General features: G+C 54.8%; 24 protein-coding genes. 10 read left to right on the top strand and 14 right to left on the bottom strand.

Annotation, left to right across the window (positions count from 1 at the left end; genetic code table 11):
- The first annotated feature begins 31 nt into the window (after positions 1-31).
- The gene (locus tag ML541_RS12510) at positions 32-1,279 is read left to right on the top strand and encodes a HAMP domain-containing protein (RefSeq protein ID WP_243373329.1); all 1,248 of its coding nucleotides are present in this window, start codon (positions 32-34) and stop codon (positions 1,277-1,279) included.
- Positions 1,276-1,800, top strand: coding sequence for a tetratricopeptide repeat protein (locus tag ML541_RS12505; RefSeq protein WP_243373327.1), 525 nt, complete (start codon positions 1,276-1,278; stop codon positions 1,798-1,800). The genes ML541_RS12510 and ML541_RS12505 overlap by 4 nt, the downstream gene beginning before the upstream one ends.
- Before the next feature lie 5 nt (positions 1,801-1,805).
- Here the strand turns inward: ML541_RS12505 and ML541_RS12500 are convergent, their stop codons facing one another.
- Positions 1,806-2,336 (bottom strand): DUF4124 domain-containing protein, encoded by a 531-nt coding sequence (locus tag ML541_RS12500; RefSeq protein WP_243373325.1) that lies wholly within the window; start codon positions 2,334-2,336, stop codon positions 1,806-1,808.
- A 132-nt stretch (positions 2,337-2,468) separates the two neighbouring features.
- Between ML541_RS12500 and ML541_RS12495 the strand changes: the two genes are divergently transcribed.
- Together ML541_RS12495 and ML541_RS12490 are read left to right on the top strand one after the other, a co-directional pair.
- A complete protein-coding gene (locus ML541_RS12495) occupies positions 2,469-3,491 on the top strand; it encodes a cytochrome c3 family protein (RefSeq protein ID WP_243373323.1) in 1,023 nt (340 codons plus the stop codon).
- Positions 3,492-3,606: 115 nt separating this feature from the next.
- The gene (locus tag ML541_RS12490) at positions 3,607-4,596 is read left to right on the top strand and encodes an AMIN domain-containing protein (RefSeq protein ID WP_243373321.1); all 990 of its coding nucleotides are present in this window, start codon (positions 3,607-3,609) and stop codon (positions 4,594-4,596) included.
- Between the two features lie 428 nt (positions 4,597-5,024).
- Here the strand turns inward: ML541_RS12490 and ML541_RS12485 are convergent, their stop codons facing one another.
- Entirely contained in the window at positions 5,025-5,264 is a 240-nt protein-coding gene (locus ML541_RS12485) for a hypothetical protein (protein WP_243373319.1), read from the bottom strand.
- Positions 5,222-8,938 carry a pyruvate:ferredoxin (flavodoxin) oxidoreductase gene (gene nifJ / locus ML541_RS12480; RefSeq protein WP_243373317.1) on the bottom strand — a complete coding sequence of 1,239 codons (3,717 nt, stop codon included), beginning with the start codon at positions 8,936-8,938 and terminating at the stop codon, positions 5,222-5,224. Before nifJ ends, ML541_RS12485 begins: the two co-directional genes overlap by 43 nt.
- A 283-nt stretch (positions 8,939-9,221) precedes the next feature.
- On the opposite strand from nifJ, the gene ML541_RS12475 reads away from it, so the two are divergent.
- The 4 genes from ML541_RS12475 to ML541_RS12460 all read left to right on the top strand — a co-directional run bounded on the left by ML541_RS12475 (position 9,222) and on the right by ML541_RS12460 (position 11,782).
- Complete coding sequence (locus tag ML541_RS12475; protein ID WP_243373315.1) at positions 9,222-9,896, top strand: hypothetical protein; 675 nt, start codon at positions 9,222-9,224, stop codon at positions 9,894-9,896.
- Positions 9,897-10,443: 547 nt separating this feature from the next.
- Positions 10,444-10,683: a hypothetical protein gene (locus ML541_RS12470; RefSeq protein WP_243373313.1), complete on the top strand. Its 240-nt coding sequence runs from the start codon at positions 10,444-10,446 to the stop codon at positions 10,681-10,683.
- A gap of 31 nt (positions 10,684-10,714) precedes the next feature.
- Positions 10,715-11,569, top strand: a complete 855-nt coding sequence (locus ML541_RS12465; protein ID WP_243373311.1) for a L,D-transpeptidase — start codon at positions 10,715-10,717, stop codon at positions 11,567-11,569.
- Positions 11,570-11,590: 21 nt separating this feature from the next.
- Positions 11,591-11,782, top strand: coding sequence for a hypothetical protein (locus ML541_RS12460; RefSeq protein WP_243373309.1), 192 nt, complete (start codon positions 11,591-11,593; stop codon positions 11,780-11,782).
- A gap of 246 nt (positions 11,783-12,028) precedes the next feature.
- Here the strand turns inward: ML541_RS12460 and ML541_RS12455 are convergent, their stop codons facing one another.
- The 6 genes from ML541_RS12455 to ML541_RS12430 all read right to left on the bottom strand — a co-directional run bounded on the left by ML541_RS12455 (position 12,029) and on the right by ML541_RS12430 (position 19,730).
- Positions 12,029-13,522, bottom strand: a complete 1,494-nt coding sequence (locus ML541_RS12455; protein WP_243373307.1) for a class I SAM-dependent DNA methyltransferase — start codon at positions 13,520-13,522, stop codon at positions 12,029-12,031.
- Between the two features lie 262 nt (positions 13,523-13,784).
- Positions 13,785-14,471, bottom strand: a complete 687-nt coding sequence (locus tag ML541_RS12450) for a GSU2403 family nucleotidyltransferase fold protein (RefSeq protein ID WP_243373306.1) — start codon at positions 14,469-14,471, stop codon at positions 13,785-13,787.
- Positions 14,472-14,475: 4 nt separating this feature from the next.
- The gene (locus ML541_RS12445) at positions 14,476-14,805 is read right to left on the bottom strand and encodes a hypothetical protein (RefSeq protein ID WP_243373305.1); all 330 of its coding nucleotides are present in this window, start codon (positions 14,803-14,805) and stop codon (positions 14,476-14,478) included.
- Positions 14,806-14,935: 130 nt separating this feature from the next.
- Positions 14,936-15,445, bottom strand: coding sequence for a hypothetical protein (locus ML541_RS12440; RefSeq protein ID WP_243373304.1), 510 nt, complete (start codon positions 15,443-15,445; stop codon positions 14,936-14,938).
- The gene (locus ML541_RS12435) at positions 15,442-16,920 is read right to left on the bottom strand and encodes a restriction endonuclease subunit S (protein ID WP_243373303.1); all 1,479 of its coding nucleotides are present in this window, start codon (positions 16,918-16,920) and stop codon (positions 15,442-15,444) included. The genes ML541_RS12440 and ML541_RS12435 overlap by 4 nt, the downstream gene beginning before the upstream one ends.
- Positions 16,917-19,730: a type I restriction-modification enzyme R subunit C-terminal domain-containing protein gene (locus tag ML541_RS12430; protein ID WP_243373302.1), complete on the bottom strand. Its 2,814-nt coding sequence runs from the start codon at positions 19,728-19,730 to the stop codon at positions 16,917-16,919. The genes ML541_RS12435 and ML541_RS12430 overlap by 4 nt, the downstream gene beginning before the upstream one ends.
- A gap of 197 nt (positions 19,731-19,927) precedes the next feature.
- Here ML541_RS12430 and ML541_RS12425 point away from each other — a divergent pair, with 197 nt between their 5' ends.
- Positions 19,928-20,080: a hypothetical protein gene (locus ML541_RS12425; protein WP_243373301.1), complete on the top strand. Its 153-nt coding sequence runs from the start codon at positions 19,928-19,930 to the stop codon at positions 20,078-20,080.
- Positions 20,081-20,134: 54 nt separating this feature from the next.
- On the opposite strand, the gene chrA is transcribed toward ML541_RS12425, so the two are convergent.
- Genes chrA through ML541_RS12400 form a run of 5 tightly spaced genes read right to left on the bottom strand, consistent with a single transcriptional unit; the run spans position 20,135 to position 23,984 of the window.
- Positions 20,135-21,256, bottom strand: a complete 1,122-nt coding sequence (gene chrA, locus ML541_RS12420) for a chromate efflux transporter (protein WP_243373300.1) — start codon at positions 21,254-21,256, stop codon at positions 20,135-20,137.
- Between the two features lie 6 nt (positions 21,257-21,262).
- Positions 21,263-22,159, bottom strand: a complete 897-nt coding sequence (locus tag ML541_RS12415; protein WP_243373299.1) for a DUF1259 domain-containing protein — start codon at positions 22,157-22,159, stop codon at positions 21,263-21,265.
- Positions 22,160-22,202: 43 nt separating this feature from the next.
- Positions 22,203-22,826 carry a family 16 glycoside hydrolase gene (locus ML541_RS12410; protein WP_243373298.1) on the bottom strand — a complete coding sequence of 208 codons (624 nt, stop codon included), beginning with the start codon at positions 22,824-22,826 and terminating at the stop codon, positions 22,203-22,205.
- Entirely contained in the window at positions 22,823-23,599 is a 777-nt protein-coding gene (locus ML541_RS12405; RefSeq protein WP_243373297.1) for an ABC transporter ATP-binding protein, read from the bottom strand. Before ML541_RS12405 ends, ML541_RS12410 begins: the two co-directional genes overlap by 4 nt.
- A gap of 1 nt (position 23,600) precedes the next feature.
- On the bottom strand, positions 23,601-23,984 hold the full coding sequence (locus ML541_RS12400; RefSeq protein ID WP_243373296.1) for an ABC transporter permease subunit: 384 nt from the start codon (positions 23,982-23,984) through the stop codon (positions 23,601-23,603).
- 107 nt (positions 23,985-24,091) lie between these two features.
- Here ML541_RS12400 and ML541_RS12395 point away from each other — a divergent pair.
- On the top strand, positions 24,092-24,833 hold a 742-nt coding region (locus tag ML541_RS12395), incomplete at its 3' end, for an IS5 family transposase (protein ID WP_243373295.1).

Genomic DNA, 24,833 nt, shown 5'->3' with positions numbered 1-24,833 from the left:
TGTTCAACGGTTAATTGCGGGTTATGTGGCCATGGCTTTCTTTACCGTCGCCGCCATTATCTTCTCCATCATCGGCATCTACTCCATCCACAACATAGCCACCGACATTGCCAGAAAAGATCTGGCCATACTCAGTGCAACGGGCAAGCTCCGGGAAACCCTCCAGGCCCAGGAGCGATATGCCGCGAAATACCAGATATTGAAAAGCCCTGAATTTGCTGAAATGTTCCGCAGCAGGGAGATCGAATTCCTGGACCTGCTGCAGAAGCTGGGAAAAAACCGGCAGCAGCCTGACGTCCCTCCTCTGGTCAAAAGTTATGCCACATACAGGTTGAACATCGGCAAGCTGTTTTCGGGAAAAGGGGACCAGGAGGCGCTGAAAGATGCCACGACGCAGGTCTACAACGACATCGATCTCATTTACAACAACACCAGAGAACAGCTTAAGACAAAGCTACAGGCGGCTGACCAAAAAGAAACCTCCACCATCGCCTGGACCATCGTCCTCTCCCTGACAGGATTCCTCCTGGGACTAATTGTCGCAAGCCTCTTCATCTATAACGTTTCCACCGCCGTCAGAAGGCTCAAGACGGCGACCCACAAAATCGCCGAAGGGGACTTCGACTACGACCCCAAAATAAAGGCCCATGACGAAATCGGCGACCTGGCAAGGGATTTCATCAGCATGGCTGCACGGCTCAAGGTTCTGGAACAGGTGAGCCTGGATGCCAGCCCTCTGACCAGACTGCCGGGCAATATCGCCATCGAAGGAGTTCTCAACAAAAGGCTGCAGGATGACGTACCTTTTGCCGTCTGTTACGCCGACCTGGACAACCTGAAGGCCTACAACGATCACTACGGCTACATTAAAGCGAGCGAGGTCATTAAAAAGGCCGGCGAGATAATTTATCGAGCGGTACAGGAGAAAGCGGAAGAGGATGCATTTGTCGGCCACATCGGCGGCGACGACTTCATCATGGTTGTTGCCATGGAAAACGCCGTTCCCGCATGCGAAACGGTCATAAAGATGTTCGACGAAGAGATTCGCAACCACTATACCTCCGAGGACCTGGCCAGGGGGGCGATCGATGCGGTGGACCGCTACGGGGTGCCGCGCATCTTTCCGATCATGACCATTTCCATTGCCATTACCATCTGCCGGAAGGGGGAGTTCGATTCCGCTGTGGCCATCGCCAAGGCAGCTGCCGAAATCAAGGATTACGTCAAATCCATGCCGGGGAGCAATTACCTGATAAACCGGCGCAAGGTCAAAAGATGAAAAAGATAGCGCTTATCCTGTTCATGGCGTTGAGCGCCTGCACAACGGGCAGGGAAGGAAGCGGCATTCTGAACCTGGACCGGAACAGCGACTTGGCCCATGCGGTCAGGCTGTACGAAGAGGGTAAGGAGCAGGAAGCGGAAAAGCGCCTTAAAGAGGTGGTAGCACAGAAAGGGGTGGCGGGAGTGACCGACGAGGCCCTCTTCCGCCTGAGCCTGATGCAGTTGAAATCGGGTATTGTCAGAGAAGACCTGGAGCAGCCGCTGATCCGGCTGGAAACACTACAGCGCAATTATCCTTCAAGTCCATGGGCACGGCTGGCAGCACCACTGGTGGCGGTAATCAAAGAGACCCAGCGCCAGAACAGGGAGATCAGAATTCTCGTCCGGGAGAACCGGGAGTTGTCCGGCCTCAGAGGGCAGAACTTTTCATTAATAAAGGAGAACAAGGAACTCAAGAAGACCATCGAGCGCCTCAAATATCTGGACATGGAACTGGAGAAGAAGCCGCGCAGGCGTTGACCTCTTTATTGCCGCCACTCCATAGGTACGCCTGCCCTTGACGCCTCGGCATTCAGCTCCTGTAGTTTCTGATCCAGCTCCTTTATCCGCGCTTCATCCCTTTCAATGTCGGCATTCAGCTCGTTATAGGCGGTCCGATCGCTGCCCCGCTGGTAGATAACCCTCTTCCGCCTGAGCGTCGCCAGTTTTTCCCGCTTTGCAGGGAGCCCTTTCTCAATCTGCTTTTTTTCCTCGCGCAAGGTACCAAAGCGGGACCGCCACATGCCCTCGTCATTGCGGACCGGCTCCATGCCCACATCGGTTGCCTGCCGCTCGTGTTGCCAATCGGACGGCACCGTCGCAGGGGTAACGGTGACCGAGCCGTCGTCGGACCCTTTCATTCGGGCCTTTTTCTGATATTTGCGCGGAATTTTGTCGGCATTGTCAGTGAAATGAATTACTCCGCTGTCGTCCACCCACTCGTACACTGCAGCCGCCGATGGTGATGCAGGCAACAACAGCCAGACCGACAACACGGCAAAGCGTAGGATACCCATGACCAACTCCCCCGGTAGAGGCTTGAACAGCCTTTCTCCATAAGTACAATAGTATTGACGATTCACAAGTCTGAGTGTATAGTCAAAAACCTCAAATTCAAACAAAAAAAATTTCTCATAAAGGAGTGCATCATGCAGCTTCGCTTTACCATCCTGGCACTACTCGTTCTTTTTGCCAGCCCACTGTCGGTCCAGGCAAAAGAGACCAAGGACATCCAGTTCAAGTTTGCCAATGCCGACCCAGTCGTATTCAGCCATGACGTTCATCTGAAGCAATACAACAACAACTGCCGGATCTGCCACAACGCCATTTTCGACCTGAGAAAGCGCCGTCACTTCACCATGGCTGAGATGGAAAAAACCAAATCCTGTGGTGCCTGTCACTCGGGCGTCAAGGCCTTTAGCGTTGCCGATGAAAAATCATGCACCCGCTGCCACAAAGGTAAACCGCGGAATATTACCTACAAGGTCAAAGGGGCCACCGATGTCGTATTCAGCCACAATTCCCACATCAGCACCCTGGGCGGGAAATGCAAGAGCTGTCACAATGGCAAGGTCATAACCGGCAAAGAAGGGCATGTTACCATGGCCCAGATGGAAAAAGGAAAAACCTGCGGTGCCTGTCACAACGGCAGCAAGGCTTTCACCGTTGCCGGCAACTGCGGCAACTGCCACAAAGGTATGACCCCCAAAGAGATCACCTTCAAGCCCAAAGGCATAGAGCCCGCGAGCTTCAGCCACAAAATCCATACGGGAATGTTCAGCTGCAAGGATTGCCACACCAGGGTGTTCCCATTCAAGGCCGGCGCCAAACATTATACTATGGCAGAAATGGAAAAGGGCAAATCCTGTGGTTCCTGTCACAACGGCAAGGAAGCATTTTCCTCCAACGGCGACTGTGACAAATGCCACAAAGGATTCAAGCCTGGCAAGATCACCTTCAAGACCGACTCCGGTGATGCCACCTTCAGCCATGATTTTCACCTGGGAATGTACAAGTGCATCGACTGTCACACCAAGCTTTTCCCTTACAAGAAAGGGGTGAAGCACGCCACCATGGGCCAGATGGAAAGTGGTGCGTCCTGCGGTGCCTGTCACAATGCCAAAGATGCCTTCTCGGTGACTGGAGACTGCGAGAAGTGCCACAAGATGTAACAGATTGTCCCGCGATGAACATTTAACAGAAAAGGCGAAGCTCCGGCTTCGCCTTTTCTGTATTCCGCTGTCGCAGATGATGTCGGATCAATTCAATGCATTGGGAGAATTCATCATGCAATACTTCAGAACGCTTTGTCTGGTGTCGATGTTTCTCGTCTCTTTCGGCTGCGGCAACACGTGCCTTGCCGCAGCCAATCCTGTCCTGAGCGAAGTACGCATTTCCGTCCCCGGTTCCAACGCACAACACGTGGAAATCATCGCCGACTCACCCCTCACATACACCTATTACCGGATGCCTGACCTGCTGAAGGTCGTCATCGACCTTGCCCTCACCGATCCGGGGCAAATAGATCCGGTCATTACCGGTTCCGGCCTCATATCCAAAATCAGCGTCGAACGGAAAGAGGCGGCCAACACTTTTTCCTTAACCAGGATCGTCATCGATTTGGTGACCGATGCCGATTATGCGGTTCATGCGGACGCCGGCAGCCGCTCAAGGCTGCTCGTCACCCTGAAGCCGAAGAAGGCTTCTGCCGCCGTAACCGGGATAAGGGAAGATGGAGAAAAGCCGCCTGCCAGCCTCCCCGAGGCTGCCGAAAAACCAGCCGCTGCGCTCACTACCGCGCCAGTTGCGGTGTCAGCCCCGGCACCGATAGCCCAGCCGGCAGCAGCAGCCATACCTGTTTCCGCCTCTGGCACAGCAGTGGTCCTATCGCCCCCTGCCCAACCAGCGTCCCCCGTCTCTTCCCGGCCGATACTGGTCCCGGTTGTGCCCCGCCCCGATCCATCCCGTACCATAAACGGCATCAGGATCAGCAGAAATGCTCTGGAGATTACGGCTAATTCAAGGCTCGATGACTATAAGGCCTTTACCCTCATCGATCCCCCACGGCTGGTCATAGATGTGCCCATGAGTAAAGCCCCACTGGCAGCAAGAGAAATTCCCCTGAAGCGCTTCGGACTGTCAAAGGCAAGGATCGGCAACTACCCCGACAAGGTTCGCGTGGTGTTCGATGCCGATGGTGACACTTTCCCTGCCTACCGAATTGACCGCAATGGGAAAGGTCTCTCTATCGTTTTTCCGGAAAAGAAAGTGAAATGATCGTTGGGTTTGATGCCGGCCAGCCTTGACAATGCGCCTCCACATGATTAAATAGATTTTATAATCTCATGGAGGTCATGAAAAATGCAGGCGCTTTATCCCCTCGAACTTGTTCAGGAACAGATCCAGTTGCTAAAGTCGAAGCTGAAGACCACCGGAAGTATACAAGAAAAAAACGTTTTGTTCAGGAGGCTGGTAAACCTTGTTGGCGTGATGGAGTTTCTACTGACCATTAACAAGCATTAGAAACATTGCATCGCAATTGACATGGGGGGCGGAGAGCCGATTCAGGCTATCCCGCCCCCCCTTTCGTTTCCTCCTGATATATTGGTGGCCAATGGCGTGAGCGACGGGAGAATACCCTCTCCTCCACATCGAAAAAATGTGCTTGCTGCCATCGGCCTTGCCGCTCCTTCCTCTGGGCAAACTCAAACTTGTTTATCTTCTTGCGCTGCTGCCGCCTTCTCGACATGACATCCTCCTGGTACAAGTCGTTTTCGTTGTGCAAAAACAAATCCAATGGTAAAAGCTTGGTTCATCTGCCAATGGTGATCTTTGAACAGTAAATGGCGGTTAATACACAAAGGAAAGTCGTTAATATGCAGTAATGTTTCGCAGGTGGCCTTCACTCCAGCTTTTTGTCGATGCCCGCCCGGCCATCGTCGCATTCCTCCTCCGGCTGTCCCGGCCTGCTGTAGCGGGCATCGCTGGTTGCGCTAACACAGATAGGTGCCTGTTCCTCCATGGCTCCGTCTGCGGCGGGAACATGGTCGTGTCGTCTTCCCCCTTCTGAAGGCACATCCCCTTCCACCGGGCGCCACTCGGCCATGTTCCGGTAGATGGCAAAGCGCTCGGATATCTCCTGCTCCAGCTGTGCCCTGAGCTCCCGCGATGCCTCGGGATTATTCTTCTCAAGCGCCGCATAGCGGACCTCCCCCGACAGAAAGGTCTGGAGCGAGCCGTCAGGCTCACTGGACTCGAAGACGAAGGGATTTTTACCCTCCCTTCTCAGGAGGGGATTGTAGCGGTAAAGGGGCCAGTAGCCAGATTTAACTGCAAGCTGGGTCTCCTCCATGGATTTGCCCATACCCTTCCTCAGCCCTTGGTTGATGCAGGTGGCGTAGGCGATAACCAGGGACGGCCCCGGATAGGACTCCGCCTCCACCAGCGCCTTGAGGGTCTGGTTCTTGTCCGCCCCCATGGATATGGAGGCCACATAGACATAGCCGTAGGTCATGGCCATCCGTCCCAGGTCTTTTTTAGCCGTGCGCTTTCCCGCCGCTGCAAACCGTGCGATGGAGCCTAAGGGGGTTGCCTTGGAACACTGCCCCCCCGTGTTGGAATAGAGTTCCGTATCCAGGACGAGGATGTTAACGTCGGCACCGGTGGAAATGACGTGATCGAGGCCGCCGAAACCGATGTCGTAGGCCCAGCCGTCGCCGCCGAAAATCCAGATGGATCTTTTGGTAAAGAGGTCGGCCGACGCGGCAATCTCCCGCAGCAGCGGGTTATCCTTGCCGGCCTTGGGCAGCAGCTCTTTGAGATGATCGCCGTAGCGGCGGGAGAGGACCGGGTCCTCCATATGCTCCAGCCACCTCCCGAGGGGTTCCCGCACGGCCTCGGCCAGGCCCGCCGCCAGTGCCTCCCGCACCCTCTCCGCCAGGTGAGCGCGCCGCTGAAAGATAGCCATGTGGTAGCCAAAGCCAAACTCAGCCGCGTCCTCGAAAAGGGAATTGTTCCATGCCGGCCCGTATCCATCTGCATTGGCCCGATAGGGACTTGTCGGCGCCGAAGCGCCCCAGATGGACGTGCAGCCGGTGGCGTTGGCAATCATCATCCGCTCTCCGAAGAGCTGGGTCACCAGCTTGACATAAGGGCTCTCGCCGCAGCCGGAACAGGCGCCGTGAAACTCCAGGAGCGGCTGCTGGAACTGGCTCCCCTTCAATGTCTCCCGCTTCACCAGATGTCCCTTTGGCGCCAAAGATTCGGCAAAGGTACGGTTGACCTCCTGCACCGCTGCCTGGGTGGCGATCGGCTTCATCACCAGGGCCGAAACCTTTGCCGGACAAATATCGGCGCAGTTGCCGCAACCCATGCAATCCAGTGGGTAGACCTGGATGCGGAAGCGCTGCCCTTGCAGCTCCTTCCCCACGGCGGCCAGCGTCTCGAATGACACCGGTGCCCCGGCCATTTCTTCCTCCGTCGCCAGAAAAGGACGTATGGTGGCGTGGGGGCAGACGTAGGCGCACTGGTTACACTGGATGCAGTTCTCCTTGATCCATTCCGGGACATTTATTGCCACCCCGCGCTTTTCGTAACGGGATGTGGAAACGGGGAAGACCCCGTCCGGGGAGAAGGCGGAAACGGGCATGTCGTCCCCTTTCTGGCGCAGGATGGGGAAGATGACGTCACGCACGTATTCGGGCATCTGCTGCCCCAGGCGGAAGTCGAGGCCCCGGTCGTCCGCAGCCTCCCGCCACGATGCGGGGTATTGGATCTCCACCAGGCTTTCCATGGCCAGGTCCACCCCATGGATATTCATCTCGACGATCCGTTCCCCTTTTTTGCCGTACTCGCTCCGAATGGAATCCTTGAGCAGCGCCACCGCCTGCTCGAAAGGGAGCACCCCCGACAGCTTGAAAAAAGCGGTCTGCATGATCATGTTGATGCGCCCGCCCAGACCTGCCGCCGCGGCAATCTTCACCGCGTCCACATTGTAGAATCGGATCCTTTGCGCGGCAATGGTGCGGCGCATTGCTGCAGGCAGGTTTTCCTCCATCGCCCCGACACTGTTCCAGGAGGAGTTGAGCACGAATATGCCCCCTTCACGGATACCGTCCAGCACATCGTAGATCTGTACATAGGGCGCCTTGTGGCAGGCAATGTAGTCGGCCGTATCCACCAGGTAAGCCGACTGAATGGGACGCTGGCCGAAGCGCAGGTGTGAAACGGTAATGCCTCCGGATTTCTTTGAATCGTAGGCGAAATAGGCCTGGACATAGAAGTCGGTATTGTCGCCGATTATCTTGATGGCGGTCTTGTTGGCGCCGACGGTGCCGTCGGCCCCCATGCCCCAGAACCGGCACTGGATTGTCCCTGGAGAAGTAGTGGAAAGGGTTCCCACGACCGGCAGCGACAGGTTTGTAACGTCATCCTCAATGCCGGTGGTGAAATGGCGCTTGCCCGCCGCGCCCTTCATGTTGTCGAAGACACTTTTGGCGTGCACCGGCCGAAACTCCTTGCTCCCCAGGCCGTAGCGTCCGGCATAGAGCTGCGGGATGCGCCCCCCTGCCTCGATGAAGGCAGCGCAGACATCCCCATAGAGCGGCTCTCCCAGTGCGCCCGGTTCCTTGGTACGATCAAGGACGGTCACCCGGGCCGCCGACTGGGGAATTGCGGCCACCAGCGCCCGGGCATCCAGGGGACGGAAAAGCCGGACCTTCACCAGCCCGACCCGCTCCCCTTTTGCCTGCAGGTGACTAACCACCTCCTCAAGGGTCTCGCAGGCCGACCCCATGCAAACCACCACCCGTTCCGCTTCCGAGTGCCCAACATAATCAAACAGCCGGTACTGCCTGCCGGTCACAACCCCTACGGTCTCCATGGCCCGGGTGACAATCGCGGCTGCACTCTGGTACCAGGGATTGGCCCGCTCGCGCCCCTGGAAATATATATCGGGATTCTGGGCCGTCCCCCGCAACTCGGGATGCTCGGGATTCATGGCCCTTTTGCGGAATTCATCAAGTTTTCCCCGGTTCACCAGCCCTGCCAGCTGATCGTACTCCAGGACCTGGATCTTCTGCACTTCGTGGGAGGTGCGGAACCCATCAAAAAAATGCAGAAAGGGCACGCTTGCCTCCAGGGCCGCCAGATGAGCGACCAGGGCCAGGTCGTGGCATTCCTGCACCGAAGAGGAGCACAGCATGGCAAAGCCGGTGGCCCGGGCGGCCATGACATCCTGGTGATCGCCGAAGATTGAGAGGGCATGGGTGGCAAGGGCTCGGGCCGAGACATGAAAAACCCCCGGCAGCAGCTCCCCGGCAATCTTGTACATATTGGGAATCATCAGCAAAAGCCCTTGGGATGCGGTGAATGTCGTCGTCAGCGCTCCGGCCACCAAGGAGCCATGGACCGATCCGGCGGCCCCCGCCTCAGATTGAAGCTGGCGAATATTGAGGGTCTGGCCGAATATGTTCTTCCGTCCCTGGGATGCCCACTCGTCAGCCACTTCCCCCATGGTGGATGAGGGGGTGATGGGATAAATCGCCGCCGTTTCGCTCAAGGCGTAGGCCACATAGGCTGCAGCCGTATTGCCGTCCATTGTCTTCATCTTGATAGCCATGGTCGCCCCTGTGAAGCTGCAAATGCTGCAAACCGGCAAACCTGAGCCGGTGCCGCTGAGGTTATAACTAACAGACTATCAAATTAAAATTAACTTACAATTCTGGTTTTGCCTGCTGGGACACTCCCTTAACCAAAGAAGCCAAGGGTTGGATGTTGCAGATGGTCTCCATGATGTTACAATGCATAATTAACAGCTATTAATTTTGAAACATTTTATTGTTCGACTTCGCCTCTTCGGCGTTCATCAGCATCAACCACCACTTACCAAAAGGGAGGTCACCATGGAAGTTAAAACCCGGCTCGGAAGAATGATCATCACCTCATTGCTCCTCGGAGCCACGTACCTGGGCGGCTGCGCAACAATGGAAATGGGAAAAGGAGAAGCCGCAAAGACGACCACCAAGGCGCAAGCAGTAGAAAGCGATTTGAAGCAGACTCTTGCGCAGGTGGATGCAACCCAGGCATCCCTGGATAATCTCATCAAGCCGGGCCAGGCGGACGTAAAAAGCAAATTGGATACCTATTCAGCCGATGTGAAAAAGATGGATAAAATGGCCAAAGAATTGGAGAAAGACCAGGCCAAATTGCAGGAGCAGCAGCGGGATTATATTGCCGAGTGGGAAAAGAAGGAAAGCACCTATACCGATCAAAAGGTACGAGAAGCCAGTAGCGAGCGCCGTGCCGCATTGAACAACGCCTATAACGAAGTACCGAAGGCCAACAGGCAATTCCAGGATGCACTCAACTCATATCTGTCCCAGATCAAACAGATACAGAGTCAGGTTTCCCTCGATCTCTCCACCAAAGGAATCGAGGCAATTACTCCTGCCGCCCAGAAGGCACTCAGTGAAGGGGCAAAACTCAAGGAATCGGCAGATCCCGTCATGACCGCCATGGATCGTGTAATGAACGAGATGGCACGTGAAGGTGCCGGCGCAGCAGCCGGCGGGTACTGATTATCCGTTGTGCAATACCTGAATATCAACCGGGCACGGCATTTACGCCGTGCCCGGATTCGTGTTGCTAAAAGAATGGGAGAAGCCCATCCAGCTTCCCTCTGTATGACCTCTGGTTTCAAAGATGCGCTATTTTGTTGATTTTCTTCTATTTATGCACAAGCAGGTAAGTATTTCAATATAGGCGCAGCACTTCATTACAATCTTATAACCTATGTCAATTCAATTTTATATTGACATATGATTTCAGACAGTTAGACATCCTGCCTATCCCTTGGGCACAATGCAAAAGTACTTGAGGAATCGTATACTTTTTTACCCTTATCCACAGCTTGAGGCAAATTATCCACAATTGTTGTTGATGATGTTGCTCTGACTCTCACCAACCTCTTCTTGTTTTTGCCTGAATGATCCCTCCAATCCATCCGTTCAAATCCGTGTGAAAACAGTATTTACCGATATAATTATCATAAGGGACCATCGGTACATTTTTACTGTCATCTGTTATGGATGCCAATTCTATGCCTTGTCATGCCCAGGAGGAGCCATGTTGTCGCAAAAGGATTATGAGGGTTTCCAGGCGGTCATTCGAGACAGTGCTTACCTTTCAAGCAATTTCGAGATATCAACAATTGATTACGTTGACCGGTTTGAGCGCATTTATCCCGACTACACAAGGGTTTTCATCAGGCATACACCAACCAACGTAACCGGTAAGTATATCGCCGGTTGTGCCGCATACTGGCTGCACATGCTGGAGCACGACATCGGGCGCGGCGTCTATTGAAACGGGTGAGACGACAGCCATAGGAGCAGAAATGGTCTTTCCATTCACTGGAGCACGGGGAAGGAAGGCCAGGGCAGGTTTCTTCCTGGGAGCTGCTTTCCTGGTGGGGACGGCGCCTGCCGCCGATGGGAAAGAAGCGTCCCCCTGCGACATCCGCTACGCCAGCGATGGGGCAATCCAGTGGACCTGTCATAAACTTGCGCGCAATGAGAGCCTGGAGAGCCTTTTCGGCGAGCGGTGGCAGGATGTGGCCCGTTTCAATCGTATCGACCGGCGCCATGCGCTGCCGGGGGTCGGCTTGAAGATACCGGAGAGACTGGAGGATGTTGAGGATTTTGCGCCGGTTCCCGCGGAGCTTGCCTACGATTTTCCCGACGAGGATCCGAAATACATTCTCATCGACCTGACGGAACAGTACCTGGGGGCCTACGAGAAGGGGCGGCTGGTCTTTTCCTCCCCCATCACATCGGGCAAATCCCGCTACATCACTCCGCCAGGGGAGTACCGCATCGACGCTTACAGCGGTAGGCATGAATCATCCCTTTATAAAATCGAAGGCACGGACCTCCCCTATCCCATGCACTACGCCCTGCGCTTCCTGGTGAACGAGAGGGAGGTCGAATACTGGATCCACGGCCGCGACATGCCGGGCTATCCGGCGTCCCACGGCTGTGTCGGACTTTACGATGAGGACATGCAGAAGGAGTACTTCGGAGAGCCGGAGTACCCACTGATGGATACGGCTCGAAAGCTATATGAGTGGGCGATAGGCCCGCATCGCGTTGAGGATGGAATTCATTACCTGAAGAAAGGCCCCAGGATGTTGATAATAGGTGAGCCCCCCGATGGGATCGACCACTCCCCGAATATGGCCCCCGGCCCCTGAAACCTCAGTTGGAGGAGAAAGGTGCTGCTGTTACATGCGAATCAGGGTCAGGACCTCTTCCAGCAGCTGCCACTGGACATGGCATCCTTCCGCCCTTCCGTCACCTGCTATTTCAATGTGATCCGGGTCCGGGTCGGATGGGTCTTGATAGCCCGTATAAGCCCGAACGATGGCGGCGACAATCACTTGGCGATTTTTCGCCGGGCACCATAAGTGGCGTGAGTCTCGGCAACGTTAACGACTTTACCTTCCTCAACCACATAGCAAGGGGTCTTCATTTTTTTTGCCAAAAGCCGTGCTGACTTCCCCGCTCTCTTCAGCGCCATTCCACATTTGCCAGATCAGAATTTTAGGGTTTTTCGTTTTTGTCAGCCATTATTCATTCCCCAATCGACCAGTTGCGGCCTCGCCCCGAGTTTGCCTGCTCCATTTGAGCCTGCAATGATGATGATTTTCTTGTCATGCATCTGTAGTGTCTTCCTCACCGTCCAGGTCCGTCTCAATCAGCTTCAACTGCTCCAAGGCACTCTGAAAGTCTTCGATGATATCCCGCAGGATCACCCCCGGCTCAGGCAGATTATCCGAGTCCTCCAGGCTTTCATCTCTGAGCCAGAAGATGTCGAGGCTCGCCTTGTCGCGGGCGATGATCTCCTCGTAGCTGTACGCGCGCCAGCGGCCGTCTGGCGAGCTCTCACTCCATGTGGGGGTGCGCTCGTGGCGGTTCGCCGGGTTGCAGAGAGTGACGAACTCGTCCAGGTCCTTCCGCTGGAGCGGATTGATCTTCAGGGTAAAATGCATATTGGTGCGCAGGTCGTAAATCCAGAGCTTCTTGGTCCACGGCGTTTCGCTGGCCGGTTTCTTGTCGAAGAAGAGGACGTTTGCCTTGACCCCCTGGGCATAGAAGAGCCCCGTGGGGAGGCGGAGCAGCGTGTGCACATCGCACTCGTGGAGGAGCTTGCGGCGGATCGTCTCCCCCGCGCCCCCTTCGAAGAGGACGTTGTCCGGCACCACCACCGCCGCCCGGCCGTGCTGCTTGAGAAGCGTCTTGATGTGCTGGACGAAATTGAGCTGCTTATTTGAGGTGGTGGCCCAGAAATCCTCCCGCTCGATGGTCTCCTTCTCGGTATAGGCTTTGCCGTCCTCGCCGATGATGGTGGTGCTGCTCTTCTTACCAAAGGGAGGATTGGTGAGGACCACGGAAAACCGCTCCCCTGGGTCCGACGCCAGCGCATCACCCACCGTAAGCGGCAGTTTTTCGCCACCGATGCCGTGGAGCATCAGGTTCATGGCGCACAGGCGGGCGGTCGAGTGCACCAGCTCCCACCCACGGAGCGACTTCTCGTTCAGGTCCTTTTTCTGGTCACGGTCGAGTTTGTGATGATCTGAGATGTAATGATAAGCAGAAAGCAGAAACCCGCCGGTGCCACAAGCCGGGTCGCAGACGGTATCTTCCGGCCCCGGCGCAGTCACATCCACCATCGCCTGAATGAGCGGGCGTGGCGTGAAGTACTGCCCTGCCCCGCTCTTGGTGTCCTGGGCATTCTTCTCTAATAGCCCCTCGTAGGCGTCACCCTTGACGTCGGCGTTCATCACCGACCAGTTTTCTTTGTCGATCAGGTCAACGATCAGGCGGCGCAATTTGGCCGGGTCCTGGAACTTGTTCTGCGCCCGGCCGAAGATGAGGCCCAGGAGCCCCTTCTCCTGTCCGAGCTTTTCCAGGATGTGACGGTAGTGGTCAAAAAGCTCGTCACCGTCCCGTTTCAGGAGGCTCGGCCAGTTGGACTCAGGTGGCACGGGGCTCTTCTGGTTGTACGGCGGTTTGGTCCGCTCGTGGGCCATCTTGAGGAAGAGGAGGAAGGTGAGCTGCTCGACGTAGTCGCCGTAGCTCATGCCATCGTCGCGGAGGACGTTGCAGTAGTTCCAGAGTTTTTGGACGATTGCGGCTGGAGTCATGTTATGCTATATCCTGTATCGTTATTTTATTGAGGGTACATGTTAGCAGCGCACTAGACTGGGGGTCTAGTGGTCGCAGCACGTCGGGCTCATAACCCGAAGGCCAGGCAATAGACGCGCTAGATTCAGGTTCTAGTGAGGGTTCTACAGACTCACCAGACTTAGGATCTGGTGAGTAGACGCACTGGACTCAAAATCAGTGCGTTAGACACAAGGGACTTAAAACCCCTCTACCGTAGCGAACCCCGCCAGTCATCCTGCATCACCATCCTGGCAGAATAATCCTTTTCTCGGTACATGACGTATCAATAGTGTTCCTGACCTCTTTTGACAGACGGTGTTCCTGCACGATGCGCTGCACTTCTTCAGCACGAATCACATCTACGAGAACTGAGCACTGTTGCAGGTCTTTCTCTTTCTTCGCCTCTCTGTCGCGTCCCGTGCGTCTCTGCGCGATGATCAATTTGTGCAGCACAAGGGCTTCTGGAGAAGGAATACGGAAATTGAAGTTGTCGACTACCACAGTGGCCGGTCGGATAAAAAGAAGATCAACGAACGGAAGCGGTTGAGCTGAAACTTGCCAAGGCGGAATGACAACGGAAGGAGGCCCTTCGCCTCCCCGTCGATGCGTGATGAACTCGACCTCAAAGGTTCCCTGAAGAAAAGTCTCTATCCCCAACGAATAGTCATGAATCGGCGTATACCCCAGACGCTCCAGTATTTGAGGTATTGTCTCGGTTGGTTTTGCCGGGACCTTCACGGCGTTGGCAACGGCAAAATCGATATCGTCCGTTGTCAAACCGTACGGAAGGGTAAAGTGAATGGTATAAACCAGCATCGGCCAGCTTCCGATAAGAAGGCCGTGGGTGAAAAAACCGATGCGATTCAGTTCCCGCAGAAGTTCCGATACTGGCTGAACGAAAGGCGACCTGTCTAAAGCTATCTCCACTACATTATCCTTTTTGTAGGATGGCATTCAAGGTGGCAATGCGCTTGTTGTTGGCTTTCAGATCTGCTTGCAGTTTCTTTCGTTTTTCCAGCGCCGGTTTAAGTTCTTCAGCCTTTTCCAGTGACAGGTGCTCAAAAATGACGCCCGACTCGCTACGATAGCGCAGGCAAGGATAGACGTATTCCTTGCCATGGCTGCGGACCTTTCTCTCACCGAGCGATCCCTTCGGCAACCTGTCCAACTCGCGGCTTATCTTCTCCACCACAAGCAGGCAGCGGTCACGCTCGGACTGCAACATCCTGAATATACTTTCGTCCTTTTTTTTCACCGGCATATTCCGCCTCTTTTTTGTACCAACTACAATAGCAAAATTAAATCTGTGTGGTACAAATTTTTGTACCAACATAACTACCATGTGTCAAGATTGTTGGTACAACGGAAGGTATCCTCCGGTCGAATGCAAGCTACGCTGGCGATAGTTGTCCGATCAGCTCCAGCATCTTCGTATCGGGGTTAAACCACTTTCCTTTCACCGAGGTCGGGCGTCGGTTAAGTTTCAGCGCAACGGCCAGCGGATCGCAATCCAGCACATGCACATCATGGATAAGCCAACTCAGATCTATATCCGCTGTCCTGAGCGAACCAAGTACCGAGCGGTCGGTGTTCCGGTCGAATTTGGCTGGTCCAAGCGCCAGGGCCACGCGCGCGATAACCGCTTCCGGAACATTTTGCGCCACGAGCGTTGCCAGGAACAACTCCCGGTGCAGTTTGCCGAGTTCGGCAAAATCCGCCTTCACCAGCCCCGGCAGAAAGAGGCAGTATCGGGTCTCGTCATGGCAGAACAAGACGCACTGGCGGCGGTCATAGGTGTAGAGATGGGCATGCCAGCTCCTCAGTGGGCTTGTTTCAGTTAAGGGCGTTGCGGAGACGTCCGGAAGCTTAACGGCGAGTTTTTGGGTGCAGTGGATTATCACGTTATGCTGCCTCGCCCGTAAAACGCCCGCTGCAATGTCGTCTGCCGCAGGCGCTCGGCACGTTTGAGGTTGGTTTCGATGGTGACTTCCAAGTCCTCAGAGACTGAGAGGCGGCGGTCGATTTCGTCAGCTATTTGTTGTTGTTCGGTTAAAGATGGCAACGGGACAGGAAGACCGCCAACCTTTCCTGTGCTGAGAGTATATAATCCTGAGGTCGAACTTGAAACTTCTCGAATATAATTTCGCCCATTAGCTGACAGCAACCAATAAAGCGTCCACTTAGGCAAACATGCCGGAGACAAGCGAATTTTTATCAAATGATTCTGATGCACACATGGTTCGATTGATCCTTCCCAAATCGCAACTCGACCAATTTGTTCTGGACTACCGTTACCCTCTACAATCAGCAAGTCGCCAGTAAGCACCAATAATTTCGCTAGTTCCCTTTCTTCGATGCCGATTTGCTCAATTTCATCAAGTCGAAGCTCATTTGCGTAGACATTCGCCACTCGAAGATATGGAAGTTGCAGGGGCAAACTTGCACGTTTTGGGTTCTTTGTTAATCCCCCGAACACATCTCCCAACTGCTCAACACTCGCCCACACCCATCCTTCCGGCAACTGCGGCAAATTCGCCGTATCAGGCCCGGCAGGCTCCTTATATTTTTTCTTCCACATATCATCTTTCGGCTTTATACCCTTCGCTTTCATCTTCGCCAACTCTTCGGCTTCCCAGTTCGCGCGGCGCTCGGCGAGGATGCGCTTGAGGAGCTGATCGGCAGGCTCGACATCTGGATGCTCCTTCCGCCACTTCTCGGTGAGTTTCCCTTCCACGGCAGTCTTCAGCACCGCCGCCTTGTACCGCTTGAGATTCGCCTGAATCCGCTTCAGCGCCGTTGCCGCCTCATCGAGGCGGGAGAACTGCATGTCAATTTCTGCTGCAATTGGCCTCTGTTGAGGAAGAGGCGGAAGTGGGAGAAGGATTTTTCCGAGGTTCTTACGTGATATGCGCTTGCGAGTACTTCCCGCCTCCATCGAGGCCACTGCTTTCCTGAAGGCTGGAGCATTCACGAAGTGCATCAGCCATTTGGTGTCAAACTCATCTTTCCCCGGCCGTGCAATCGCCACATCGACCACAGTTACGGCATCCTTAGCATCCCCCGGGAATATGCACGCGCGCCCAAGCGGGCCCGGCATCCGTGCAATAAGAACGTCTCCCTCTTTCAAAAACGTGCAGCCGAGCTCTTTAGCCTTCCTGAGAGTCAGGAAACGTTGCGACTTGTTGCGGTACTGGCCATCACCGATATCTGCCAGCTGAATGAGACGAACTTCGCCATCAGGGTCTTGGTCCTTGCTCTCTACCCAATCTCCATCAACAAATACGCCGTCCTTCCCGACGAGCTGAGGGATGGTTTTTAGCTGCCACCCTTGAGGCAAATTCTCCTTCTCTATCGTCAGAATAGCATCGTCAATCACGCCGCCAACACCTCATTCAACTCCTCCAGCATCCCCCACAACTCTTCTCCGAAAAGCTGATACACCTTCCCAATGCCGCCTTCAGCACGAAATGGCGACAGATCAAAATCATCCCGCTCGATAGAGAGGCTGGTAATGACGTGGTCCCGAATCATCTCGAGCCACCGCCGCTGTTCGTCCGTAAACGTCCGCCCCTGCTTCTCATGCCGCGCCAGCCATGCGGAAAACTGCTCATGCACGTGCTCGGCGAAGGGCTCCAGCACATCCTCCTGATGGAGGGCAAAGCGGACCAGCGAGACGATGTCGGTCCAGATCCTTCCCGCGCCGCGCCCTTTAACCTTCGCCTGTTCAAGCGCCGCGTAGGCGTCCCACAGCCGGTCGATCCGCCATAGATATGGCGGCTTCTCGATCATCTCGGCAAAGGCCTTCACGTCCCGGTCGGTCAACCGCTGCCGGTACGGGCGGCTGTAGAGAATCTGCAGCGCCGTGATCTCGTCCTTGTGCTCGGCGATGAACTGCTCGAAGGATTGCACCAGTCCCTTCGCCTTTTCCAGCGCGTCCGCCGAAAAGCCAGCCTCAATCAGCTCATCCTGTGTAACCCGGTCGATAATCTGCTCGGTCTCCTTCTGCAGCGCCAAGATCTTTTCCTTAACCGTCGAGTTACACAAAGGCCGCACCGCCTCGCAGATCAGGCTCTCCGCTGCCTTCTGTACCTGCGCAGCGTCAGGCTCGACAATACCAGGATTGTCTGCTATAGCCTTCTCCCTGTGCCGGTCGGGATCGAGTGCTGAAATCAGGCTGCCGGTGAGCGATTTCAGGCTCACCCCGCCAAGGACCTCGGCCATTTCTTTGCGCTGCCGCTCGTCCAGCCGCTTCTCCAACCGCGCCAGTCGCCCCGCGATTGACGAGACCACCTCCGGCTGCGTATTCCCAAGCGCCACCACCTGCAGGAGCTTTTCCAGCGGCACCGTCGGCTTCTTCTCCAGGGGCCGGGAATCGGTTTTGTCCTCCTCGCACACCCCAACCGCATCGACGATAACAAAATGATCCTTGGCTACGGCATCGGGAGTGACGGAGCGGAGGTCGTCGTAGCCGATGACCCGCACGCCGCGCCCCTTCATCTGCTCGAAGAAGGAGAGCGAACGGACCTGACGCATGAAGAAGACCACCTCCAGCGGCTTTATGTCGGTGCCGGTGGCAATCATATCCACGGTGACGGCGATGCGGGGCATGGGGCTGGTGCGGAACTCGGCAATCAGCTCCTCGGGTTTCCTGCCGGTGGTACGGTAGGTGATCTTCTGGCAGAAGTCGTTCCCCTTGCCGAATTCCTCCCGCACGATCTGTACGATGTCGTCGGCATGGGCGTCGTCCTTGGCAAAGATGAGAGTCTTCGGCACCCACTGCCGGTTGGGAAACATCTCCGGCAACGCCCGGTCGCGGAATGTCTGCACAACCTTGCGGATCTGGTCCACTGCCACCACATCCCGATCCAGTTGGTTAGCCGTATAGGCAAGGTCGTCGGAAAGGGTTTCCCAGCGCACCTTCCGCGTCTCCCGGTGTCGCATATCCACCTGCATCCCCGCCACGACGACGGAACCCTTTTCCGTTACTTTCGTCCGGATGCGGTAGACATCGTAGTTGACGTTGACCCCGTCTGCCACCGCCTGCTCATGGCCGTACTCCATCACCAGGTTCTGATTGAAGAAGCCGAAGGTCTGCTTGTTGGGGGTGGCAGTGAGGCCGATGAGAAAGGAATCGAAGTACTCCAGCACCTGCCGCCATAGGTTATAGATAGAGCGGTGGCACTCGTCGGTGACGATGATGTCGAAGGTTTCGGGTGGAATCTGCGGGTTATAGACCACCGGCGGGGGTTCCCGGAAGAGGTCGGCGTGGTCGAAGAGTGACTCCTCCTCAAGCTCCTGGTCGATCTCCTCCCCTCGCAGGATTGAATAGAGCCGCTGGATGGTGCAGATGCAGACCCGGGCCGTGGTGTCGATCTTCGGCCCCTGCAGGTGCTGGATGATATATTCATCGGTGAACTTGAAGTTGTTGTAGGGCGAGTCGTACTGCTGGAACTCCTTAAGCGTCTGCCGGCCCAGGTTTCCCCGGTCCACCAGGAAGAGGACCCGCCGGGCGCCAGCGAACTTGATGAGACGATAGATGAAGGATACAGCGGTAAAAGTCTTGCCGCTACCGGTTGCCATCTGGATCAAGGCGCGGGGGCGGTTGCCGGCCAAAGACATCTCAAGATTGGTAATTGCCTTGATCTGGGCGGGCCAAAGACCATCGGTCTTTAGGGGCGGCATGGTGCGCAAGCGCGCTCTCAGGGTGGGATTCCAGGAGTAGGCTGTCCGCTCGGCAGCTAGCCCCGGCTGGATCGCCTCGTTTGCTGACAGCCATTCGGCAAAGGTTTCCGGTTTGTGGAAGGAAAAGACCGGCCGAGAGCAGGCATCGGGGTCGAGACAGTTGGTGAAGCGAGTCTCAACGCCGGTGGACTGATAGCAGAATGGGAGTGGCTTTACCCAGGCAGGCAGGCCACCAGGCAGTCCATGGCGGTACTTCTCAGCCTGAACCTCAACTCCCGTGAGTGTAGCCCCCACGGCCTTCGCTTCCACCACTCCGACTGCCTTACCGTCCAGGTAGAGCAGATAATCAGCTTTGCCATGCCCAACTTGCATAGCATATTCTCGGATTGCAACCCCTCGCGCAGCGAAAATCTCCGGCGACTTGTAATCGCAAAGATGCCAGCCTGCCTGCTCCAGCATCTCGTCGATTTTTGTCCTGGCTAGCTGTTCGGGTGTTAGTGTCATAGGTCCGAATCGAAACAGATGTTATTTTTTGAGTCATCTATTGAATTTAATTGAAGTGTTTCGGAAATATAGGCCACATATTTGAAGGATTCAACCAGTTTAAGAATATAAATCTTTAATATAAGTGGGAGTGCTTTGACCTATTCTGAGTCAAAAAAAGAAATACAGAGTATTTCGGGAATCCCCGGTATCCGCTCATGGACAGCGCCAGGAGGCTCTTTGAATGGGCTACTGCCCCCAACCGGGACGACGGCAGGCTGCACCCACTGAAAAAAGGACCACGGGTCCTTATCATCGGCGAGCCACCCGGCACCACGGACGGTACCCCGAACCCAGCTCCCGGTCCCTAGCCTCTATCTCTCCGCAACCAGGGACCGTTCCCTTCCATCAAGTGGATCCGACAATCAAGAAAAAAAGAAACCTTTGGCCCATACCCCAACAAGTGCACCTAAGCCAATAACTGCAGGCTCAGGGATTTTGAATAACAACAGCACCAGACAAGCCACAGCCGTTATCGCCGTAACAAAGTCATAAATGGATTGCTGGCCTAATATAATTGATGCACCGGCGATGGCTCCTGAGGCTGCGGCCGTTGCGCCCATAATGAACCCCTTGAGCTTCTCATTACCTCGATGCCTGATGATATATCTGCCCAGAAAAAGGACAAAGAAGTAGACCGGGAAAAATACAGCCGCTGCTGCAACGACAGATCCCCAGAACCCGGCAGTCAGGTACCCGACAAAAGCCGCCGTAATAACCACCGGTCCGGGTGTAATGATCCCAACAGCCACAGCATCCATAAATTGCTGCTCGTTGAGCCAGTGATGCCCCTGGACAACCCCTTGGTGAAGAAAAGGGACGATTGCCAAACCGCTACCGAAGGTGAAAGCTCCGGCCTTTAAGAAGAAAAATAACAGGCTGGCGAGTTTAGAGACTGGGGGAGAACCAATTGGTAGCACCGCAAGAGCCATTTTTGCCGATTTCTCACTTTTGGTGAGCAGGTAGCCAATGATTCCGGCTACAACGAATAGAGCGGCTATTTCAGCCCGTGCGATCACGGTAATCATGGCAACGATGCCAAAAATGATCCACATGGAAGCCCGCCGGTGCACCGTCTTCAAGGCAAGGCGAACCGCCGACAGGGCGACAATGGCAATAACTGCCGGGCCGATCCCGTAAAATAAGGCCTGCACTATCGGCAAGCCCCGGTATCGTACATAGAGGACAGAGACAATCAGAACGATGAGAAAAGCAGGCAAAATAAAGACCACACCTACCAGAGATGCGCCGATGGTGCCGTGCCGCAGAAACCCGATCCACATGGCAAGCTGGGCCGCCAGAGGCCCGGGCATCATCTGGGCGAAAGCCAGACCTTCTGCATACTCCTGCTCGCTTAACCAGCCCCTGGGCACCAGGTCACGCTGCATGTACGCGGCAAGGGCAATGGGGCCGCCGAAGCCCCATGCCCCCAGGCGCAGAAAATACAGCAACAGAGCTACCAGAGTGCATTCTTTCTTGTGCTTCATTTTCACTCATTGTTGACCGACTGCCGTTTTCGTAAGGGCCTCCTGGACACCTTTAGCCAAAGTCTCCGGCTTTCCGCTGCCCCAGAAGTGCAGGAACATGATACGGGGCTCCTCATGGGTCATGTGGTTATGGATCGCGACAATGCTGATTCCTGCATTGCGTAAGGCCTTTAGGACGTTTTGCAGCTCCGATTCGAGCATGGCAAAATCGCCGTCCACCACCGCCTGTTTATCCGTACCGGCAAAGGCTGCCCAGGTGTTGATCCCCATCTCCTTGCCCACTTCGGTGCCATGCATACTGGCGGTGCGGCCAATGGTGACCTTGAAGACACCGTCTTTATATTCACCTTTGCCAAGAACGGTCTCCAGCTTGCTTGTCGTTAATTTTGACTTGGCAGGGTCAATACTTGTTTTTTTTGTCTGTCCTTTCCCTCCTGACGTTTCCTTTATGGCAGCAAAGACTTTTCCCACTGCGGAGGCCAAGTCCTCGTCTTTCCCCATACCACCTATATGCATGAACATGATGCGCGGGTTGTCGAAGGTGAAGTGGTTATGCAGTGCCGTCACATCCAGGCCGTTTTGAAGCGCCGCGTCCATCACCGCATCAACCTGGTCTTCCAGCATGACAATATCACCCATGACCATGGTCGCCTCGCCCGCTTTCTTGAAGGCGGCCCAGCACGTCAGCCCCATGGGTGGTGTCACTTTGGCCCCGGCAACCTTGGCTGATATATCCTTTCGAGGCAGCTGCACCTTGAATACCCCTTCCTTCTCGTTTGCCTTGCCTTTCAGCCCGGTCAGCTTTTCGATGATCGCAGCGCTTGGCAGCGCAGCCTCTTGGGCGTATGCCGTAGTTGCAAGGGCTATCATTAAGACAGCACCAGCAATTCGCAAATTGATCATGACCAGCCTCCTTTCTGTGAATTAATCCTGCTCCAAACAGGTCTTAATGCGGCGTAACCTGGTAATCATCGAAACAGGTAACTGAATCTGCTTTGGTCCAAAGTCCCACTCCACCGGCTTTAAAAGAATCGTCAGTTGCTTCTACAGCCAATTCGCCATTCAGGAAGCCGCGTATATGATTGCCTTTGACCTCCACGCGCAGTTCCTGCCATTTCCCGGAAACGACCTTGATCGACCCTTCCTTGATGGCGCTACGGCTTCCCCCCTTATAGCGGTAAATGTTGACGTTGTTCTCAAGGGCGTTCGCCCTGAGGATGTAATAGTTATCCTTGTCCTGAATGCGGAACAGGATGCCTGCAGCTTGGTCTTCACTGCCGGAGATCGGCTTGAATTTCACCGTAACAGTCACATCACGATATTTCTTGTCCCTGAGTAGAATTGCCGGATACTGCTCCACTCCCATCTGACACAGTGCGTTGGGCTTGCTCGGGGCATCCGCTTCCTTGCGCACGGCCCACTTTCCGCTGAAGACATGGGCTCCTGCAGGGAGACCTCCGACTTTATCGGCATCAAAATTCCATTGGGTCTTGTCTGCAGCAAAACTGCCTGAGCAGATTGAAACCACGAAGGCTATAACGAACCATGCCTTTACTATAGGGAATCTCATGTTCTTTCTCCTTTCGCTGTAGTTTGTTTATCTATTCCTGTCGTTTTGCCGAATGCCTTCAGGAGCGATCTGCTCAAGAGCAGTTCCATCATCTCATCTACCGTTCCCGTCCTTTCAATCCGACCGTTCTTCATTGTTGCCACTCGATGGGCCAATGCCGCTGCCTCTGCCGGGTCATGGGTGATATAGATGGTGGTGATCCCCAGCTTGTGCTGCAATGCAGCAAATTCCTGCAGCAGCTCGACTTTCAGGCCCGTATCGAGGTTCGACATCGGCTCGTCGAACAGGAGCAGTCGCGGATGTCCGACAATAGCTCGGGCAATGGCTGCACGCTGCTGTTCTCCCCCTGATAGCCTGCCGGGATGGACATCGGCGAAAGGCTCGATTTTAACAAGCTTCAGCACGTCGGCAATGCGGTCTGCCCATTCGGCTTTCGGTATCTTTGCCGAGGCGAGGACGAATCTCAGGTTGCCGGCAACAGTCAGATGCGGCCATAGGGCGAGGTCTTGGAATACGAAGCCTACCTGACGTTGATTAGCAGGTTTGATAATCCTCCCACCGTTAGCGACTCGTTCCCCCCCGATCCACACCTCGCCTTCGTCGGGAGCCTCAAGCCCGGCAATGATGCGGATAGTGGTTGTCTTGCCGCATCCGCTTTCTCCCAGCAGGGCGACAATATCACCGGTTTGCACGTCGATGGATAGGTCGTCTACCACCCTGCGGTCGTCAAAGCTCTTTGTTACGCCAATTAATCGTAAAAAAGCATTATCCATTTCAACGTACCCGGTGCCGTCTGTTTTGCAGAGGATTCTCTTTCAATAGAAAGACAAATGCCAAAAGCGGCACAAGAATGATGGTTGTCTGCATCAGCGCTAAAGCCGCAACATGGCTTGATGGTGCATTGGCTATCATGGTGTAGATATGGATGGGCAGTGTCGAACTCCCCGGAGGGGTCACCAGGACAGTTGCCCCAATCTCACCAAAGGCAAGGATGAACGCAACGACGATGGCAGCACCAAGCCCTATGGCCATTTGGGGCATGATGATTCTGGTGAACGTCCTTCCCCACTGCGCACCTGAGATCTCTGCCGCTTCTTCCAGTGAAGGGGAGATCTGCCGTACCGTGGCCGAAAGAATAAGAGCAGCGACCGGTAGCAATCGTGCTATATCAGGTCTTTGAAAAACTATTACTATTTGAGCCCCAGTAGGTACAGTTTTATGTTATGATGCTGCGCATAATTCTTTGATATTGCTGGAGAAAAAGTATGCGCGGGTTTGAAGAACAATCTGATGCTCTGTTTGTTTATGTATCCCCGGAGTCATTCGTTCCCAAGGATCATCCGCTTCGACCAATCAGACAGATGGTTGATACGGCACTGGAGAACATGTCGCCAGTATTCAGCCAGATGTATTCCCACACTGGTCGCCCTTCTATTCCTCCAGAGCGATTACTCAAAGCTATGTTGCTTCAGGTGTTGTACTCAATTCCCAGCAACGTCAAGCTGGTGGAGCAAATTCACTTCAGCTTACTCTTTCGCTGGTTCCTCGGATTAGGGTTGGATGAGGTAGTCTGGGACAATTCCAGCTTTACCACGAACCAGGAACGCCTCATTGAAACCGATGTTGCTGCCAGGTTTCTAGAGGAAGTCCTCGAACAAGCGAAGCGCAGGAAGCTGTTGTCAAAGGATCATTTCAGCGTTGACGGCACTCTGATCCAGGCTTGGGCATCTCTAAAGAGCTTCAAGCCAACAGATGATGATCAGGAACCGCCTGTAGGAAAGAACCCAGACCGTACCTTCAAAGGAGAGAAGATCTCCAACCAAACTCACACATCGACCACTGATCCTGAAGCAAAGCTGTACCGCAAGAGCCTCAATCAGGAACCGAAACTGTCGTTTGCGGCACATCTGCTTACCGAAAACCAAAATGGATTGGTTGTGATGAGCAAAGTTACACAAGCCGATGGCTTTGCCGAGCGAGAAACGGCCAAGGCAATGATCGGTAAGA

It is taken from the genome of Geotalea sp. SG265, assembly GCF_022808985.1.
Classification (GTDB): domain Bacteria; phylum Desulfobacterota; class Desulfuromonadia; order Geobacterales; family Geobacteraceae; genus Geotalea.
This window is presented reverse-complemented; position numbering and strand designations above follow the sequence as displayed.

What these genes read in the sequence shown, in the direction of transcription:
- ML541_RS12475 (WP_243373315.1), top strand. Translation starts at nt 9,222, where the DNA reads ATGGAAGTTAAAACCCGGCTCGGAAGAATGATCATCACCTCATTGCTC.
- ML541_RS12455 (WP_243373307.1), bottom strand. Translation starts at nt 13,522, where the DNA reads ATGACTCCAGCCGCAATCGTCCAAAAACTCTGGAACTACTGCAACGTC.
- ML541_RS12430 (WP_243373302.1), bottom strand. Translation starts at nt 19,730, where the DNA reads ATGACACTAACACCCGAACAGCTAGCCAGGACAAAAATCGACGAGATG.
- ML541_RS12485 (WP_243373319.1), bottom strand. Translation starts at nt 5,264, where the DNA reads ATGCGACGATGGCCGGGCGGGCATCGACAAAAAGCTGGAGTGAAGGCC.
- ML541_RS12405 (WP_243373297.1), bottom strand. Translation starts at nt 23,599, where the DNA reads ATGGATAATGCTTTTTTACGATTAATTGGCGTAACAAAGAGCTTTGAC.
- ML541_RS12490 (WP_243373321.1), top strand. Translation starts at nt 3,607, where the DNA reads ATGCAATACTTCAGAACGCTTTGTCTGGTGTCGATGTTTCTCGTCTCT.
- ML541_RS12410 (WP_243373298.1), bottom strand. Translation starts at nt 22,826, where the DNA reads ATGAGATTCCCTATAGTAAAGGCATGGTTCGTTATAGCCTTCGTGGTT.
- chrA (WP_243373300.1), bottom strand. Translation starts at nt 21,256, where the DNA reads ATGAAGCACAAGAAAGAATGCACTCTGGTAGCTCTGTTGCTGTATTTT.
- ML541_RS12415 (WP_243373299.1), bottom strand. Translation starts at nt 22,159, where the DNA reads ATGATCAATTTGCGAATTGCTGGTGCTGTCTTAATGATAGCCCTTGCA.
- ML541_RS12510 (WP_243373329.1), top strand. Translation starts at nt 32, where the DNA reads ATGGCTTTCTTTACCGTCGCCGCCATTATCTTCTCCATCATCGGCATC.
- ML541_RS12500 (WP_243373325.1), bottom strand. Translation starts at nt 2,336, where the DNA reads ATGGGTATCCTACGCTTTGCCGTGTTGTCGGTCTGGCTGTTGTTGCCT.
- ML541_RS12505 (WP_243373327.1), top strand. Translation starts at nt 1,276, where the DNA reads ATGAAAAAGATAGCGCTTATCCTGTTCATGGCGTTGAGCGCCTGCACA.
- ML541_RS12465 (WP_243373311.1), top strand. Translation starts at nt 10,715, where the DNA reads ATGGTCTTTCCATTCACTGGAGCACGGGGAAGGAAGGCCAGGGCAGGT.
- ML541_RS12470 (WP_243373313.1), top strand. Translation starts at nt 10,444, where the DNA reads ATGTTGTCGCAAAAGGATTATGAGGGTTTCCAGGCGGTCATTCGAGAC.
- ML541_RS12445 (WP_243373305.1), bottom strand. Translation starts at nt 14,805, where the DNA reads ATGCCGGTGAAAAAAAAGGACGAAAGTATATTCAGGATGTTGCAGTCC.
- ML541_RS12425 (WP_243373301.1), top strand. Translation starts at nt 19,928, where the DNA reads ATGGACAGCGCCAGGAGGCTCTTTGAATGGGCTACTGCCCCCAACCGG.
- nifJ (WP_243373317.1), bottom strand. Translation starts at nt 8,938, where the DNA reads ATGGCTATCAAGATGAAGACAATGGACGGCAATACGGCTGCAGCCTAT.
- ML541_RS12495 (WP_243373323.1), top strand. Translation starts at nt 2,469, where the DNA reads ATGCAGCTTCGCTTTACCATCCTGGCACTACTCGTTCTTTTTGCCAGC.